Source organism: Methylobacterium sp. 190mf (genome assembly GCF_900107945.1).
GTDB lineage: Bacteria > Pseudomonadota > Alphaproteobacteria > Rhizobiales > Beijerinckiaceae > Methylobacterium.
This window is the reverse complement of record NZ_FNVI01000004.1, coordinates 76505-90345: the sequence shown is the minus strand read 5'-3', so window position 1 is coordinate 90345 and position 13841 is coordinate 76505. Positions and strand designations below refer to the sequence as shown.

The 13841-nt window shown below is 70.1% G+C and carries 12 protein-coding genes; 8 read left to right on the top strand and 4 right to left on the bottom strand.

All coding sequences use genetic code 11. The features are described 5' to 3' along the window. The first annotated feature begins 38 nt into the window (after window positions 1-38). Window positions 39-830, top strand: a complete 792-nt coding sequence (locus C4T42_RS06060; protein ID WP_020092907.1) for a trypsin-like serine protease — start codon at window positions 39-41, stop codon at window positions 828-830. Window positions 831-912: 82 nt separating this feature from the next. Here C4T42_RS06060 and C4T42_RS06055 read toward each other — a convergent pair whose 3' ends face one another. After that, complete coding sequence (locus C4T42_RS06055) at window positions 913-1614, bottom strand: response regulator transcription factor CtrA (protein ID WP_010683835.1); 702 nt, start codon at window positions 1612-1614, stop codon at window positions 913-915. 419 nt (window positions 1615-2033) lie between these two features. On the opposite strand from C4T42_RS06055, the gene fliI reads away from it, so the two are divergent. The 3 genes from fliI to C4T42_RS06040 all read left to right on the top strand — a co-directional run bounded on the left by fliI (window position 2034) and on the right by C4T42_RS06040 (window position 5154). After that, entirely contained in the window at window positions 2034-3386 is a 1353-nt protein-coding gene (gene fliI / locus C4T42_RS06050; RefSeq protein ID WP_020092905.1) for a flagellar protein export ATPase FliI, read from the top strand. 149 nt (window positions 3387-3535) lie between these two features. After that, window positions 3536-3943: a flagellar export protein FliJ gene (fliJ, locus tag C4T42_RS06045; RefSeq protein WP_012322462.1), complete on the top strand. Its 408-nt coding sequence runs from the start codon at window positions 3536-3538 to the stop codon at window positions 3941-3943. 143 nt (window positions 3944-4086) lie between these two features. Then, on the top strand, window positions 4087-5154 hold the full coding sequence (locus C4T42_RS06040) for a lysylphosphatidylglycerol synthase domain-containing protein (protein ID WP_020092903.1): 1068 nt from the start codon (window positions 4087-4089) through the stop codon (window positions 5152-5154). 188 nt (window positions 5155-5342) lie between these two features. Here the strand turns inward: C4T42_RS06040 and flhA are convergent, their stop codons facing one another. Continuing rightward, window positions 5343-7490, bottom strand: coding sequence for a flagellar biosynthesis protein FlhA (gene flhA, locus C4T42_RS06035; RefSeq protein WP_020092902.1), 2148 nt, complete (start codon window positions 7488-7490; stop codon window positions 5343-5345). A 237-nt stretch (window positions 7491-7727) separates the two neighbouring features. Here flhA and C4T42_RS06030 point away from each other — a divergent pair, with 237 nt between their 5' ends. Next, complete coding sequence (locus C4T42_RS06030; RefSeq protein ID WP_042675231.1) at window positions 7728-8324, top strand: hypothetical protein; 597 nt, start codon at window positions 7728-7730, stop codon at window positions 8322-8324. A 40-nt stretch (window positions 8325-8364) separates the two neighbouring features. Here C4T42_RS06030 and C4T42_RS06025 read toward each other — a convergent pair whose 3' ends face one another. Beyond that, window positions 8365-9606 (bottom strand): capsule biosynthesis protein, encoded by a 1242-nt coding sequence (locus C4T42_RS06025; RefSeq protein WP_042675235.1) that lies wholly within the window; start codon window positions 9604-9606, stop codon window positions 8365-8367. A gap of 140 nt (window positions 9607-9746) precedes the next feature. Continuing rightward, the gene (locus C4T42_RS06020) at window positions 9747-10400 is read right to left on the bottom strand and encodes an ABC transporter ATP-binding protein (protein WP_012322467.1); all 654 of its coding nucleotides are present in this window, start codon (window positions 10398-10400) and stop codon (window positions 9747-9749) included. A 395-nt stretch (window positions 10401-10795) separates the two neighbouring features. Here C4T42_RS06020 and C4T42_RS06015 point away from each other — a divergent pair, with 395 nt between their 5' ends. The 3 genes from C4T42_RS06015 (at window position 10796) to C4T42_RS06005 (ending at window position 13839) form a co-directional block, all read left to right on the top strand. Further along, complete coding sequence (locus C4T42_RS06015) at window positions 10796-11329, top strand: PAS domain S-box protein (protein WP_244603175.1); 534 nt, start codon at window positions 10796-10798, stop codon at window positions 11327-11329. Continuing rightward, a complete protein-coding gene (frc, locus tag C4T42_RS06010; protein ID WP_020092898.1) occupies window positions 11326-12576 on the top strand; it encodes a formyl-CoA transferase in 1251 nt (416 codons plus the stop codon). The genes C4T42_RS06015 and frc overlap by 4 nt, the downstream gene beginning before the upstream one ends. Before the next feature lie 84 nt (window positions 12577-12660). Next, on the top strand, window positions 12661-13839 hold the full coding sequence (locus C4T42_RS06005) for an HPP family protein (protein ID WP_103984869.1): 1179 nt from the start codon (window positions 12661-12663) through the stop codon (window positions 13837-13839). Window positions 13840-13841: the final 2 nt, after the last annotated feature.

The window sequence follows — 13841 nt, the reverse complement described above, 5'->3', positions numbered from 1 at the left end:
TCTGTGGTCCGGGGGCTCGCGGCGGGGATGAGCAGCACGTGATCAGCTTCGGGACCAGCTTCGGGACGACCTTCCGGACCATCGGGGCGCGACGCGCCGCCGCCGCGTCGGCGCTCACCCTCGGTCTGGGCCTGTCGGGCCCGGCCGCCGCGATCGACGGCGGCTCGGCCGCCGGCCGGGATGCCCTGGCGCAGGCCACCGTGGCGATCGGCACGATCACCCAGCCCGAGGAGGCGCTGAAGCTGACCCGCTGCACCGGCGTGCTCATCGCGCCGGATCTCGTGCTCACCGCGGCCCATTGCGTGAACGGCGATCCGCTGGGCGCGCTCGTGGTGTTCTTCCGGGGCAGCGAGCCGGCGCGGCCGGTCTACGGGGCGCGGGTCGCGGCCCGCTACAGTCCCGATCCTGGTGAGATGCTGCCGAATGAGGCGTCGGGCGTCAGCCTCTCCGACCTCTCCCTCGACCTCGCGGTCCTGCGCCTGACCGAGCCGGTGCGCGACCGGCGGCCGGTTCCGTTGGCGGCGGATCCCGGCCGGGTCCCCAAGAGCCTGCGCATCGCCGGCGCCGGCCTCTCCGGCCGAACGGTCGGGCGCCTGCGCACCGCCACGCTGACGCCGGTGGCGGCGAGCAGCACCGGGCTGACCATCGCGCGGGCCAACGGTGCCCGGGTCTGCTTCGGCGATTCCGGCGGCCCGGTCGTCGCGCAGGATCGCCGCGGCACGTACATCTGGGGTGTCGCCAGCGCGGTGATCAGCCGGGCCGCGCCCTGCGGCGGCTACGTGGTGATCGCGCCCGCCGCGCAGGTCTTCTCGGCCACCGGGACGCGGTGAGGGCTGCGGACACCGCCGGAACGCGAAAACCCCGCGCGGCCGGACCGCGCGGGGTTTTTCACGAGACGGTGCGACCGGCGGATCAGACCGCCATGCGCTCCTCGCCGTCCATCGGCTCGCGCAGCACGTAGCCGCGGCCCCAGACGGTCTCGATGTAGTTCTTGCCCTGGCTGGCGTTGGCGAGCTTCTTGCGCAGCTTGCAGATGAAGACGTCGATGATCTTCAGCTCGGGCTCGTCCATGCCGCCGTAGAGATGGTTCAGGAACATCTCCTTGGTGAGCGTCGTGCCCTTCCGGAGCGAGAGGAGCTCCAGCATCTGGTACTCCTTGCCGGTGAGGTGCACTCGGGCGCCGCCGACCTCGACGGTCTTCTGATCGAGGTTCACGATCAGGTCGCCGGTGGTGATGACCGACTGGGCGTGGCCCTTCGAGCGGCGCACGATGGCGTGGATGCGCGCCACCAGCTCGTCCTTGTGGAACGGCTTGGTGAGGTAGTCGTCGGCGCCGAAGCCGAGGCCCTTCACCTTGTCCTCGATGCCGGCCATGCCGGAGAGGATCAGGATCGGGGTCTTCACCTTCGCCACGCGCAGCGAGCGGAGCACCTCGTAGCCCGACATGTCGGGCAGGTTCAGATCGAGGAGGATGATGTCGTAATCGTACAGCTTACCGAGATCGACACCCTCTTCCCCGAGGTCGGTGGTGTAGGTGTTGAAGTTCTCGGACTTGAGCATCAGCTCGATGCTCTGCGCGGTCGCGCTGTCGTCCTCGATCAAAAGTACCCGCATCGTCGGTCCCCAGCCCCGCCGGCCGCATCAGCGCGCAGACACGTCCCAGCCTTCGCCCGCCACCGGCCTGTGGACGGGCGCTCCGTCGCTCTTGACGTGGAACGCTATGGATTAATCGTTAACAAAACCTGATTCCTGCCCGCAAGCGTCTCGTTCGAAGTTCCGCGAGCTTGACAGGAGAAACACCGTTCCTCCGGCCTCGCCCTCGGCCCCGATTCCGATCCGCCCCCGTCCAGGCCGCTCGCCCCCTTCGGCGTAAGTACTTCCTGCGCAACGGTTCGATCCCCGGTGTTGTCCGTCGGACACACCGGTACGACTTCGTCGGGCGCGATTGTGGTCGCGCCCCGGATCGAGCCGCTACGAGCCCGTGACCCGCAGTGTTAAGGAGGCCGGTAAACGAAGCGTTGAGAGCCAGGCCGATGACACAGGATCCGGCAAGATCCGTTGCTTCGCTCGCGTCGGCGCAGGCCGCCCTCGAGCGGATCGAGGTGCTGGAGACGTTCGGGCGGGTCGTGGCGATCCGCGGCCTGCTGGTGGAGGTCGCCGGACCTGTGGCCGCGATGCGACTCGGTGGCCGGGTCGACGTCGAGGGTGCTAACGGCCACGGGCTGGTGCCCTGCGAGGTCATCGGGTTCCAGGGCGATCGGGCGCTCGCGATGCCGTTCGGCTCGCTCGAGGGCGTGCGGCGCGGCTGCCCCGCCTATGTCCGCGACGAATCGGCCGGCGCGATCCGGCCCTCCGGCGCTTGGCTCGGCCGGGTGATCGACGCCCTCGGGCGGCCGGTCGACGGGCTGGGCCCCCTTGTGCAGGGGCCCGACGTCTACCCCCTGCGCGCGGACCCGCCCCCCGCCCACGCCCGCACACGCGTCGGCGGACCGCTCGATCTGGGCGTCCGGTGCATCAACACCTTCCTGACCATGTGCGCGGGCCAGCGGATGGGCATCTTCGCCGGGTCCGGCGTCGGCAAGTCCGTGTTGCTGTCGATGCTGGCCCGCTACACGGCCGCCGATGTGGCGGTGATCGGCCTCGTGGGCGAGCGCGGCCGCGAGGTGCAGGAATTCCTCCAGGACGATCTGGGCGCCGCGGGGCTCGCGCGCTCGGTGGTCGTGGTGGCGACCTCCGACGAGCCGGCCCTGATGCGCCGGAACGCGGCCTACGTGACCCTGTCGGTCGCTGAGCACTTCCGCGATCAGGGCGCCAAGGTCCTGTGCATGATCGACTCGATCACGCGCTTCGCCATGGCCCAGCGCGATATCGGCCTCGCCGCCGGCGAGCCGCCCACCGCCAAGGGCTACACGCCGACCGTCTTCTCGGAGCTGCCGCGCCTGCTCGAGCGCGCCGGTCCAGGGGTGGGGCAGGGCACGATCTCGGCCCTGTTCACCGTCCTGGTCGAGGGCGACGACCACAACGAGCCCGTGGCCGACGCGGTGCGGGGCATCCTCGACGGTCACATCGTCATGGAGCGCGCCATCGCGGAGCGCGGGCGCTACCCGGCGATCAACGTTCTGCGCTCGGTCTCGCGCACCATGCCGCGCTCCTGCGACCCGGCCTACCTCCCGGTCGTGCGGCGGGCGCGGCGGCTGCTGTCGACCTACGCCGACATGGAGGAGCTGATCCGGCTCGGCGCCTACCGGGCGGGCTCCTCCCAGGAGGTCGACGAGGCGGTCGCGCTCATGCCCGATCTTGAGGCTTTTCTGGGGCAGGGTAAGGAAGAAGCAACGTCCATCGGCGATGGTTACGCACGGCTCACCGAGATCGTCGGCAGGGCCTAGGCACCATGGGCCGGGGCGTTAACGCTTCGGCGCGATCATGGTGCACGTGGGGGATCCGGGCGGGTTTGCCGTGGGCAGGCTCGCACACAGGCTCGGTCCGGGCACGATCCCGGGCGCGGCCTCAAGCGTTGCGTGGAGTGAGCGTCCTGATGAAATCGCGTGACACGCTGATCCGCCTGCGCCGCTTCCAGGTCGACGAGAAGCGCCGGCGCGTGACCCAGATCGAGATGATGATGGCCGACTTCCAGCGCATGGCGGTGGAGCTCGATCGCGAGGTCGCCGTCGAGGAGGCCCGGGCCGGAATCACCGACGTCGGTCACTTCGCCTACCCGACCTACGCCCGGGCCGCGGCGACGCGCCGGGACAACATGATCCAGTCCGCCCAGGCGCTCGAGGGTCAGCTCGCCGAGGCGAAGGCCGAGCTGGGCGAGGCGTTCGAGGAGCTCAAGAAGGTCGAGATCCTGAACGACCGCGAGCGGACCGCCGAGCGCGCTGCCGAATCGGCCCGCGATCAGGCCGCCATGGACGGGATCGGCCTCAACCGCGCCCGGGGCTGACGCGGCCCGTCGGACCGCTCGGCCGGCTTCCGCGGCACGAAACCGTCACGATCACCTGACAAGGGGGATCGCGGCGGCGCCATGCCGCTTGCAGCGCGTCGCGTGCCGGCGCATCAGGGGCTCTCCCCAGGGCGTCGGTGTTCATGAAGAAGATCAGCGAGTTCATCTGGCCCTTGATCGGCCTCGCGGCCGTCGTGATATCGGGCTACTTCCTCTACCAGGAATTGAAGACGACCTCGCTCGCGGCGATCTGGGCCGCGATCCTCGCGATCCCGCCCCACCGGATCCTGCTGGCGGCCCTGTCGACCCTGGTCGCCTACGCGGCGCTCGCCTGGTACGACCGGATCGCCCTGCTGCATCTGGGCGTGCGCCACATCTCGTGGCTCTTCGTCTCGCTCTGCTCGTTCACGACCTACGCGCTCTCGCACAATATCGGCGCCTCGGTCTTCTCGGGCGCCCTGGTCCGCTACCGGGCCTACACGGCCAAGGGCCTGACGGCGGCGCAGGTCGCCGTGCTGGTGGCGCTCTGCTCGTTCACGTTCTTCCTCGGGACCGTCCTCCTCGGCGGCTTCACGCTGGTGGTCGATCCGAACCTGCTGACGCGCCTCGAGGGCAAGCTCCCGGGCTTCCTCACCGATTCCAAGACCGCGCTGATCGTCGGCATCGGCATGCTGGGCTTCGTCGGGCTGTACGTGATCGGCTCGATCCTGCACCTGCGGCCGCTGCACATTCGGTCGTTCAAGCTCGAATATCCCCGGCCCGGCATCATGGGGCGCCAGCTGCTCGCGGCGCCGCTGGAGCTCCTGGGCGCGGCGGGCATCATCTACTTCGCCCTGCCGGAGGCGATGAACCCGGGCTTCATCCCGGTCCTGGCGATCTTCCTGGCCTCCTTCTCGGTGGCGCTGGCCTCGCACGCGCCGGGCGGCCTCGGCGTGTTCGAGATCGTGTTCATCACCGCGATGCACATCACCGACGAGGCGCAGAAGGACGCGATCATCGCGGCGGTGATCATCTTCCGGATCTTCTACTTCTGGCTTCCGGCCCTGGTCTCGGTGATCGTGGTGATCGCCTTCGAGCGCTCGCGGCTGGCCGCGGCGATCGGCTCGGCCGCGCACGGGCCCAAGGCGGCCGCCGTGCCGGAACCGCCCGTCGTCGTTCCCGGTCTCGACGCGCACGAGTTGGAGCGGGAGCTCAAGCAGAAAGCGATCTGAGGGCCTGACCGCCGTCTCGACGCGGGGGTGACGCCGCCGCCTCGGCCCCCGCGCGCCACACCGCGAAACCCGGGATCGCTTCGCCCGCGCGCTTCGTCTGCGCGCGGCGCGCGCCGATCCCGTAATTGCTCCCTCGGCCCGTGCGCCGGCACGAGTCTGCCCACGCCGGTGTCGCGGCCCCTGGGTCCTCAGATCGAGTTCACCGTCCGCAGCCGCGCCCGCGGGTGGATCTCCGCCTGGCTCATCACCGGCGTCTCGCGGCGGAAGCGCTCGATGATCGAGCGCACGAAAGGCCGCGTCTGGGCGGAGGTGACGAGCACCGGCATCTCGCCCTGGCGCGCCGCCGTCTCGAAGCGGTCGCGCACGGTGTTGACGAACTCGCTGAGCTTCGAGGGCTGCATCGCGAGGTAGCGCTCCTCGCGCTCGCCGACGATCGACTCCATGAACGCCTGCTCCCAGGCCGGCGACAGGGTGATGATCGGCAGCATGCCGTTCGGGTCCTGGTACTGCGCGCAGATCTGCCGACCGAGGCGCGCCCGGACGTGCTCGACCACGTCGCGGGGATTCTTCACGGCGCCCGCCACCTCGGCGATCGCCTCCACGATCGCCCCGAGATCGCGGATCGAGACCCGCTCGGCGAGCAGGAACTGCAGCACGCGCTGGATGCCGGTGGTGGAGATCTGCGACGGCACGATCTCCTTGAGCAGCTCGGCGTGCTCCTTGGGCAGCTCGCGGAGCAGCTTCGACACCTCGACGTGGTTGAGGAGTTCGGAGACGTGGGCCTTGATGATCTCGGTCAGGTGCGTCGACACGACGGTGGCGGCATCGACCACCGTGTAGCCCTTGAGCTGCGCTTGGTCGCGCAGGGCCGCGTCGATCCAGGTTGCCGGCAGGCCGAAAGTCGGCTCTAGCATGTGCTGTCCGGGCAGCTGGACCTGACCGCCCATCGGATCCATCGCCATGAACTGGCCCGGGAAGATCCGGCCGGTGCCCGCCTCGATCTCCTTGACCCGCACCACGTAGGCGTTGGCGTCGAGCTGGACGTTGTCGAGGATGCGCACCGACGGCATCACGAAGCCGAGTTCCGCGGCGAGCTGGCGGCGCAGGGCCTTGATCTGGTCGGTGAGCCGGTCCTGGCCCTCGCCGTTGACCAGGGCGAGGAGCGCGTAGCCCATCTCGAGCTTGAGGTCGTCGAGCTTCAGCAGGTCGGTGACCGTCTCCTCCTTGGCGGCGCTCGCCGCGGCGACCGCGGCCGCATCCATCGGGGCGCCCAGGGCGTCGAGCGGCGGCGCGAGCTTGGCGGTCTTGTTGATGCGCCACGCCGCGTAGCCGGCCCCGCCGCCCAGCAGGACGAAGGGCAGCATCGGCATGCCGGGCAGGAGGGCGATCAGCAGCATCACCGCGGCCGACATGCCCAGCGCCTTGGGATAGTGCGCGAGCTGCTTGCCGAGCGCCTTGTCGGCGGCGCCGCGCACGCCGGCCTTCGAGACCAGCAGGCCCGCCGCCGTCGACACGATCAGCGCCGGGACCTGACTCGCGAGGCCGTCGCCGATGGTCAGCAGGGTGTAGCTCTTGGCGGCCTCGCCGAAGCTCAAGCCCTGCTGCGCCACCCCGATGATGATGCCGCCGACCACGTTGATGAAGGTGATCAGCAGGGCCGCCACCGCGTCGCCGCGCACGAACTTCGAGGCACCGTCCATGGCGCCGAAGAAGGAGGATTCTTCCTCGAGCGCCGCGCGCCGCGCCTTCGCGGTCTTCTCGTCGATCAGGCCGGCCGACAGGTCGGCGTCGATGGCCATCTGCTTGCCGGGCATCGCGTCGAGGGTGAAGCGGGCCGCGACCTCGGCGATGCGGCCCGAGCCCTTCGTGATCACCACGAAGTTCACGATGATCAGGATCGCGAACACGATGATCCCGATGACGAAGTTGCCGCCCATCACGAAGTGGCCGAAGGCCTCGATGACGTGCCCGGCCGCCGCCGTGCCCTCGTGCCCGTGCCCGAGGATCAGGCGCGTCGAGGCGAGGTTGAGGGCGAGCCGCAACATCGTGGCGATGAGCAGCAGCGTCGGGAAGACGGTGAATTCCAGCGGGTTGTCGATCGACAGGCCGGTCATCATGATCAGGACCGACAGGATGATCGACACGGCCAGCAGCAGGTCGAGCAGGATCGCCGGCAACGGGAAGATGAGGACCGCCAGGATCCCCAGCACGCCGGTCGCGAACAGCAGGTCCGACCGCTTCGACAGCGCCTGGAGATCGCCGCGCGTCGGCAGCGCGAGCTGGCCGAGGACGGCCGCCGCTCCTGTCTGTGCCGGCACGCTCGCCGTCTCTGCCATCGCTGCCATCCGCTGCCGTTCGCCCGGGACAGGCCCGGGACGTACCCGGCAAGATCTGCCGAGCGGATGGTTAGCGCGGCGTTAAGATGGGGCCGGCGCTCGCGGGAACCCGGGCCGCCGCGATCGCTTGATCGGTCGGCGAGAGCGTCGATCCGGCATCCGACCGCGCCCGCGTCCGGGCCGCCCGCGCCGCCGCCACGTCTCCGGGCCCAGGCCCGGACATACCGGGAGAGCTCGATGGCCCTGCGCGCCCTGACCGCCCTGTTCGACGATTACGACGCCGCCGCGGGGGCGGTGGACCGGCTGGAGGCCGCCGGCATCCCCCACGCGGACATCAGCATCATCGCGAATCGCAACGAGCCCGCGGTCCCGCCGCGGGCGCCCGGGACCGCCGTTCCCCGACCGGTGGACGCGGCGGATTCCGCCGGCACCGGAGCCACGGTCGGCACGGTCCTGGGCGGCGGCGCCGGCCTGCTCGCTGGGCTGGGCCTCCTGGCGATCCCGGGGCTCGGGCCGGTGGCGGCGGCGGGCTGGCTCGTCGCCACCGTGACGGGCGCCGGCGTGGGCGCCGCGGCCGGCGGCCTGATCGGCGGCCTGACCGCCGCGGGCCTCAGCGCCGACGAGGCCGAGACCTACGCCGAGGGCGTGCGTCGCGGCGGTACCCTGGTGACGGTGCGCGCCGACGAGTCCCGGGCCGAGCGCGTCCTGTCCATTCTCGACCAAGCGGGATCGATCGATCTCGACCAGCGCGCCGAAGGCTGGCGCGCCCAGGGCTGGACCGGCGGCACCATCGGCCCGGCGGCGGTCGACCGGGGCACCGGGACCGGCCGCTGAGGATACCGGACCGTCCCGGGCGAACCCGGCGGGACGCGCGTCAGGTCATCATCTTCCGGGCGAACATCGCGGCGCCGAACAGGACGCCGGCGCCCGCGGTGATCAACGCGATCATCAGGAGCCGCCGCGGTTCGGTGGAGGATTCGGCCTTCACCGGCTCGACGATCGGGCTGAAGAACTCGATCTGCCGGGCCGCGATGATGCGCGCGCGCTCGTGGGCAGTCAGTACCTGCTGATAGTACTTCTCGGCGTTCTTGCGGTCGTTCTCCAGGACCTCGAATTTGGTCAACGCGTCGGAGAGCAGGCGCTTCTGCTCCGGATCCTGGCTGGCGGATTGCCGCTCGATCCGCGCGATGTTGTCGTCGAGGTCCTTCATCTGCTGCTTGATGTCGATGATCCGGCGGGCGTCGGGACCGAGGTCCCGCTGCCCGATCGCGAGCTGGAGCGCGAGGTTGATCCGCGAGGCCCGCATCTCGGCGATCATCTTGACGTTGATGTCGTTCGTCTTCTGCGCGTCGAGCACGCCCTCGCGGTTGCGCAGGTCGCGCGTCGCGAGGCGGATCTTGGTCATGCGCTCCTCGGCGAGCCGCAGCTCCCGCGTGCTCTCGGCGACGGCATCCTCGCGCGACTTGACGCTGAGGTCGTTCACCTTGCGCTCGGCCTCCTTCATGATGGCCTTGGCGATGGCGAGGGATTCCTGGGGATCGAAGGCCTCGACCTCCACCGACAAGATGCCGGATCCGGCCTCGACCTCGACGCCGACGCGCCGCTTCCAGTAGCGGACGAACTTCTCGATCGGCTTCTCCGGATCGAACCGCGAGAAGTAGTCGATGGACTCGTTGCTGAACCACTGGCGCAGCGGAAGCTGCGCCTCGAGGAGCTCCAGCATCGGACGGCTGAGGATGAACTCGCGCGTGATCAGCGTGTCCTGCGCCACCATCTGGTTCGCCATGCCGGAATTCGTCCCGCCGGTCTCCGAGGACGTCTTCTCGGCGGAGCCGATGGCCGGCCGGATCGCGAATCGCGCCTCGCTGACGTAGCGGTCCGAGGCGATCAGGCCGTAATAGGCCGCCCCGGCGAGCGTCGGCAGCAGGAAGCAGACGACGAACAGGATCGGGATCCAGGGATCGTTCTTGGCGTCGGCCTGAAAGGACCGGATGCCCTTCTTGCGGTCGGCGAAGCGCGACATGCGCGCGATCTGCCGCAGCGACTCGCTCACCGCCTGCTGGCGGTCCGCGGGCGTGACCGGCTGCCCCTCGGCCTTCCGGATCTCCATGTTCATGGCCTGATTCCCGGCCTCCCCGGCCTCGAAGGTCGACCCGTTACCGGGATCCCGCGCGCGCCGCACCCGGCGCCGCGACCGTCTCTCGCACGGCGAGGCGGCAAAAGCATGTCGTCGCGGTCCGGCCGCCGCCGGCGCGGTCAGGCGTTGAGGCGCCGGTACACCTCGATGGCGTCGTTCACGTCCTCGTAGATGATCGCGCGACCGTTCAGCAGGACCAACCCCTGCGTGCACCACTGCCGGATGGTCTCCATGGAGTGCGAGACCATGATGATGTCGGCGTTCTTCCGGCGCTGCGAGAAGACCTCGTCGCAGCGCTTCGAGAACCGCGCGTCGCCGACCGAGGTGATCTCGTCGATCAGGTAGCAGTCGAACGGGATCGCCATGCTCATGCCGAAGGCGAGCCGCGCGCCCATGCCCGACGAGTACGTGTAGATCGGCACGTCGAGGTAGCTTCCGAGTTCGGAGAAGTCCTCGACGAAATCGAGCACCTTCCGCGGGTCCTCGCCGTAGATGCGCGCCACGAAGGTGACGTTGTCGCGCCCGGTCATCTTGGGATGGAAGCCGCCGGCGAAGCCGAGGGGCCACGAGACCCTGAGGCCGCGGTGGATCCGGCCGCGCGTCGCGTCCTCGGTGCCGGCGATCAGCCGCATCGTGGTGGATTTTCCGGCGCCGTTTATGCCGAGGATGCCGTAGGACACGCCCGGCTTCAGGGTGAACGACACCTGTTCCAGGATGGTCCGCCGGTGGCCTTCCGTCCGGTAGACCTTGCTGACTTTCTCGAAACGGATCACCGAAATGGTCTCCCGGGCGGTGTGCCGAACCGCCGGTCCGAGCTGCCTGACGGGCGGAGTCCTGCTCGCCGAAAGCGGCAAATCTGAGAAGGACATGAGCGCCTTGCCGCGTCGCGCGGCGGCGGTCGAACGGCGCGCGTCGGCAGACGGCCTCGCCCGGAAAGCTCCACCGGTCGCTTGAAGAAAAGTGCCACCTGTCACCCCGTCGGTTGACGCCATTCTCCATTTGGCATACCAAATACCAACCGAAGAGGGCGGGTGACAGCCCTTCAAGGATGCGGGACCGGAATTTTACCGCCGTTTCCGCGCGTGACGTTCAGGAAGGGCCGCCCCATGACAAGGCGCCGGACTGCCGCGATCCACCTCTCATCCGCGCTGCCGACCGGGTGGCGCCCATGACGGCGACCGGGCCGACCCTGGCCGCGCCCGGTTCCCTCGAAATCCACGGTCTGGCCGAGGCGATCGGCGACGCGGTGGTGGTGTCCGATCCGGACGGCGCCATCACGGTCTGGAACCCGGCCGCGGAGCGCATCTTCGGCTTCACCGCCGCCGAGGCTCTGGGCCAGACCCTCGATCTGATCACACCCGAGCGGCACCGACGCCGCCACTGGGACGGCTACGCCAAGACCATGCGCACCGGCGTCACCCGCTACGGGGCAGAGACCCTGAGGGTGCCGGCGCTCCACAAGGACGGCCGCCAGCTCTCCATCGCCTTCACGGTGGGGATGGTGCGGGACGCCTCCGACCGGGTGACCGGGATCGTCGCCGTGATCCGCGACGAGACCGAGCGCTGGGCCGAGGAGAAGCGCCTGCGCCAGCGCGTCGCCGAACTCGAAGCTTCCTCGGGATCCGGCCCGTCGGGCGCCTTGAGCCCGCAGGACGATCCGAAGGACCCGATCACCGAACCGCACAGGGAGAACGCCCAATGAGCAAGCCGCTGGAAGGCATCAAGATCATCGACTTCACCCACGTCCAGGCCGGCCCGGCCTGCACGCAGCTCCTCGCCTGGTTCGGCGCCGACGTGATCAAGGTCGAGCGCCCCGGCGCCGGCGACGTGACCCGCACGCAGCTGCGCCACGTTGAGGACGCGGACGCGCTCTACTTCACGATGCTCAACTCCAACAAGCGCTCGCTCACCCTCGACACCAAGACCCAGGCCGGCAAGGAAGTCCTCGAGAAGCTCATCCAGGACTCCGACGTCATGGTCGAGAACTTCGGACCCGGCGCCCTCGACCGGATGGGCTTCTCCTGGGCCCGCATCCAGGAGCTGAACCCGGGCATGATCCTCGCCTCGGTGAAGGGCTTCTCGGACGGCCACCACTACGAGGACCTGAAGGTCTACGAGAACGTCGCCCAGTGCGCGGGCGGTGCCGCCTCGACCACGGGTTTCTGGGACGGGCCGCCCACCGTCAGCGCCGCCGCGCTCGGTGACTCCAACACCGGCATGCACCTCGCCATCGGCATCCTCACGGCGCTCCACCAGAAGAACAAGACCGGCAAGGGCCAGAAGGTCGCCGTGTCGATGCAGGACTCGGTGATCAACCTCTGCCGCGTGAAGCTGCGCGACCAGCAGCGCCTCGACGCGCTCGGCTACCTCGAGGAGTACCCGCAGTACCCCCACGGCGAGTTCTCCGACGTGGTGCCGCGCGGCGGCAACGCGGGCGGCGGCGGCCAGCCGGGCTGGGTGCTGAAGTGCAAGGGCTGGGAGACCGACCCGAACGCCTACATCTACTTCACGATCCAGGGCCACGCCTGGGCGCCGATCTGCAAGGCGCTCGGCAAGGAGGAGTGGATCACCGACCCGGGCTACAACACGCCGCGGGCCCGCCAGGACAAGATCTTCGACATCTTCAAGACGATCGAGGAGTGGCTCGCCGACAAGACCAAGTTCGAGGCGGTCGACATCCTGCGCACCTACGACATCCCCTGCGCGCCGGTGCTGTCGATGAAGGAGATCGCCGAGGACAAGTCCCTGCGCGAGAGCGGCACCGTCGTCGAGGTGGCGCACCCGAAGCTCGGCAAGTACCTGACCGTCGGAAGCCCGATCAAGTTCTCCGACATGCAGGTCGAGGTGAAGGCGTCGCCGCTGCTCGGCGAGCACACCGATGAGGTGCTCGCAGACCTGGGTTACACCCAGGAGCAGATCCGGGCGATGCACGAGGCCCGCGCGGTCTGATAAGGACCGCCCGACTTCAGCGACCCTGAGACAGGACGGCGCTCCCCGGGGCGCCGTCCTTTTCACGTGCGAGCCCCGGATCCGATGCGCGCATTCCTCAGCCGTTTCCTGCCGGAGCTGACCCCGGTCAGCAAGCGCGAGCGCCTGCGCTCGGCGGCCGGTGCCCTCGTGGGCATCCTGGCGACCGGCTTCGTCTGCCGGGTCTCCGTCCCGGCCGAGGCCCTGCCGGTGCTGATCGCCCCGATGGGCGCCTCGGCGGTGCTGCTCTTCGCGGTGCCGGCGAGCCCCCTGGCGCAGCCCTGGTCGATCCTCGGCGGCAACATCGTGGCGGCGCTCGTCGGCGTCACGGCGGCGGCCTGGATCGGCGACCCGTTCGTGGCGGCGTCCTGCGCCATCGGGGTGGCGATCGCGCTGATGATGGCCCTGCGCTGCCTGCACCCGCCGAGCGGGGCCGTGGCGCTGACGGCGGTGCTCGGCGGCCCGGCGATCCGGGAGCTGGGCTACGGCTTCGTGCTGTGGCCGGTGGCCGTCAACTCGCTGCTGCTGCTGACCACCGCCCTGCTGTTCAACAACCTCACCGGGCGCGCCTACCCGCACCTGCGCCCGGCCGGGCCCCGGACCGCCGATCCGCCCTCGGACGCCCGCGTCGGCTTCCGGGCCTCGGACCTCGACGCCGCGCTGGAGGATTTCGACCAGCTCCTGGACGTCGATCGGGGCGACCTGGAGCAGATCCTGCGGCGCGTGCAGATGCGGGTCTACGGCCGCCGCTCGGGCCCGATCACCTGCGCGGCGATCATGTCGCGCGACGTGATCGCGGTGGCGCCGGACGCGCCGCTCTCCGAGGCCATGCGGCTGCTGCGCCGTCACCGCATCAAGGCGCTTCCGGTCACCGACGAGGGCGCGCGCGTCCTCGGCATCGTCACGCAGACCGACCTGCTCGACAAGGCCGCCTGGGACCGGAATGGGCCGCGCCTCGGTCTCGGCCGCCGCCTGCGCCTCACCGCCGAGCGCGGCCGCGCCCCCCACGGCTGCGCGGCCGACATCATGAGCGCGGTCGAGCCGGTCGGTCCCGACACGCCCGTGGCCGCCCTGGTGCCGCGGATGTCGGAGGCGGGGCTTCACCACCTGCCGGTGGTCAACGACGACGGCCGCCTGGTCGGGATCGTCTCGCAGACCGACCTGATCCCGGCGCTCCTGTCCGAGGCCGACGCGCCCGAGGCGCCGATCCGCGCCCGCGCGCCGGCCCGGGCCGCGCTGGCCTGACC

Excerpts from the sequence above, each read along its gene's own strand:
- C4T42_RS06055 (WP_010683835.1), bottom strand. The coding sequence starts at position 1,614 with ATGCGGGTACTTTTGATCGAGGACGACAGCGCGACCGCGCAGAGCATC.
- fliI (WP_020092905.1), top strand. The coding sequence starts at position 2,034 with ATGACACAGGATCCGGCAAGATCCGTTGCTTCGCTCGCGTCGGCGCAG.
- fliJ (WP_012322462.1), top strand. The coding sequence starts at position 3,536 with ATGAAATCGCGTGACACGCTGATCCGCCTGCGCCGCTTCCAGGTCGAC.
- C4T42_RS06040 (WP_020092903.1), top strand. The coding sequence starts at position 4,087 with ATGAAGAAGATCAGCGAGTTCATCTGGCCCTTGATCGGCCTCGCGGCC.
- flhA (WP_020092902.1), bottom strand. The coding sequence starts at position 7,490 with ATGGCAGAGACGGCGAGCGTGCCGGCACAGACAGGAGCGGCGGCCGTC.
- C4T42_RS06030 (WP_042675231.1), top strand. The coding sequence starts at position 7,728 with ATGGCCCTGCGCGCCCTGACCGCCCTGTTCGACGATTACGACGCCGCC.
- C4T42_RS06025 (WP_042675235.1), bottom strand. The coding sequence starts at position 9,606 with ATGAACATGGAGATCCGGAAGGCCGAGGGGCAGCCGGTCACGCCCGCG.
- C4T42_RS06015 (WP_244603175.1), top strand. The coding sequence starts at position 10,796 with ATGACGGCGACCGGGCCGACCCTGGCCGCGCCCGGTTCCCTCGAAATC.
- frc (WP_020092898.1), top strand. The coding sequence starts at position 11,326 with ATGAGCAAGCCGCTGGAAGGCATCAAGATCATCGACTTCACCCACGTC.
- C4T42_RS06005 (WP_103984869.1), top strand. The coding sequence starts at position 12,661 with ATGCGCGCATTCCTCAGCCGTTTCCTGCCGGAGCTGACCCCGGTCAGC.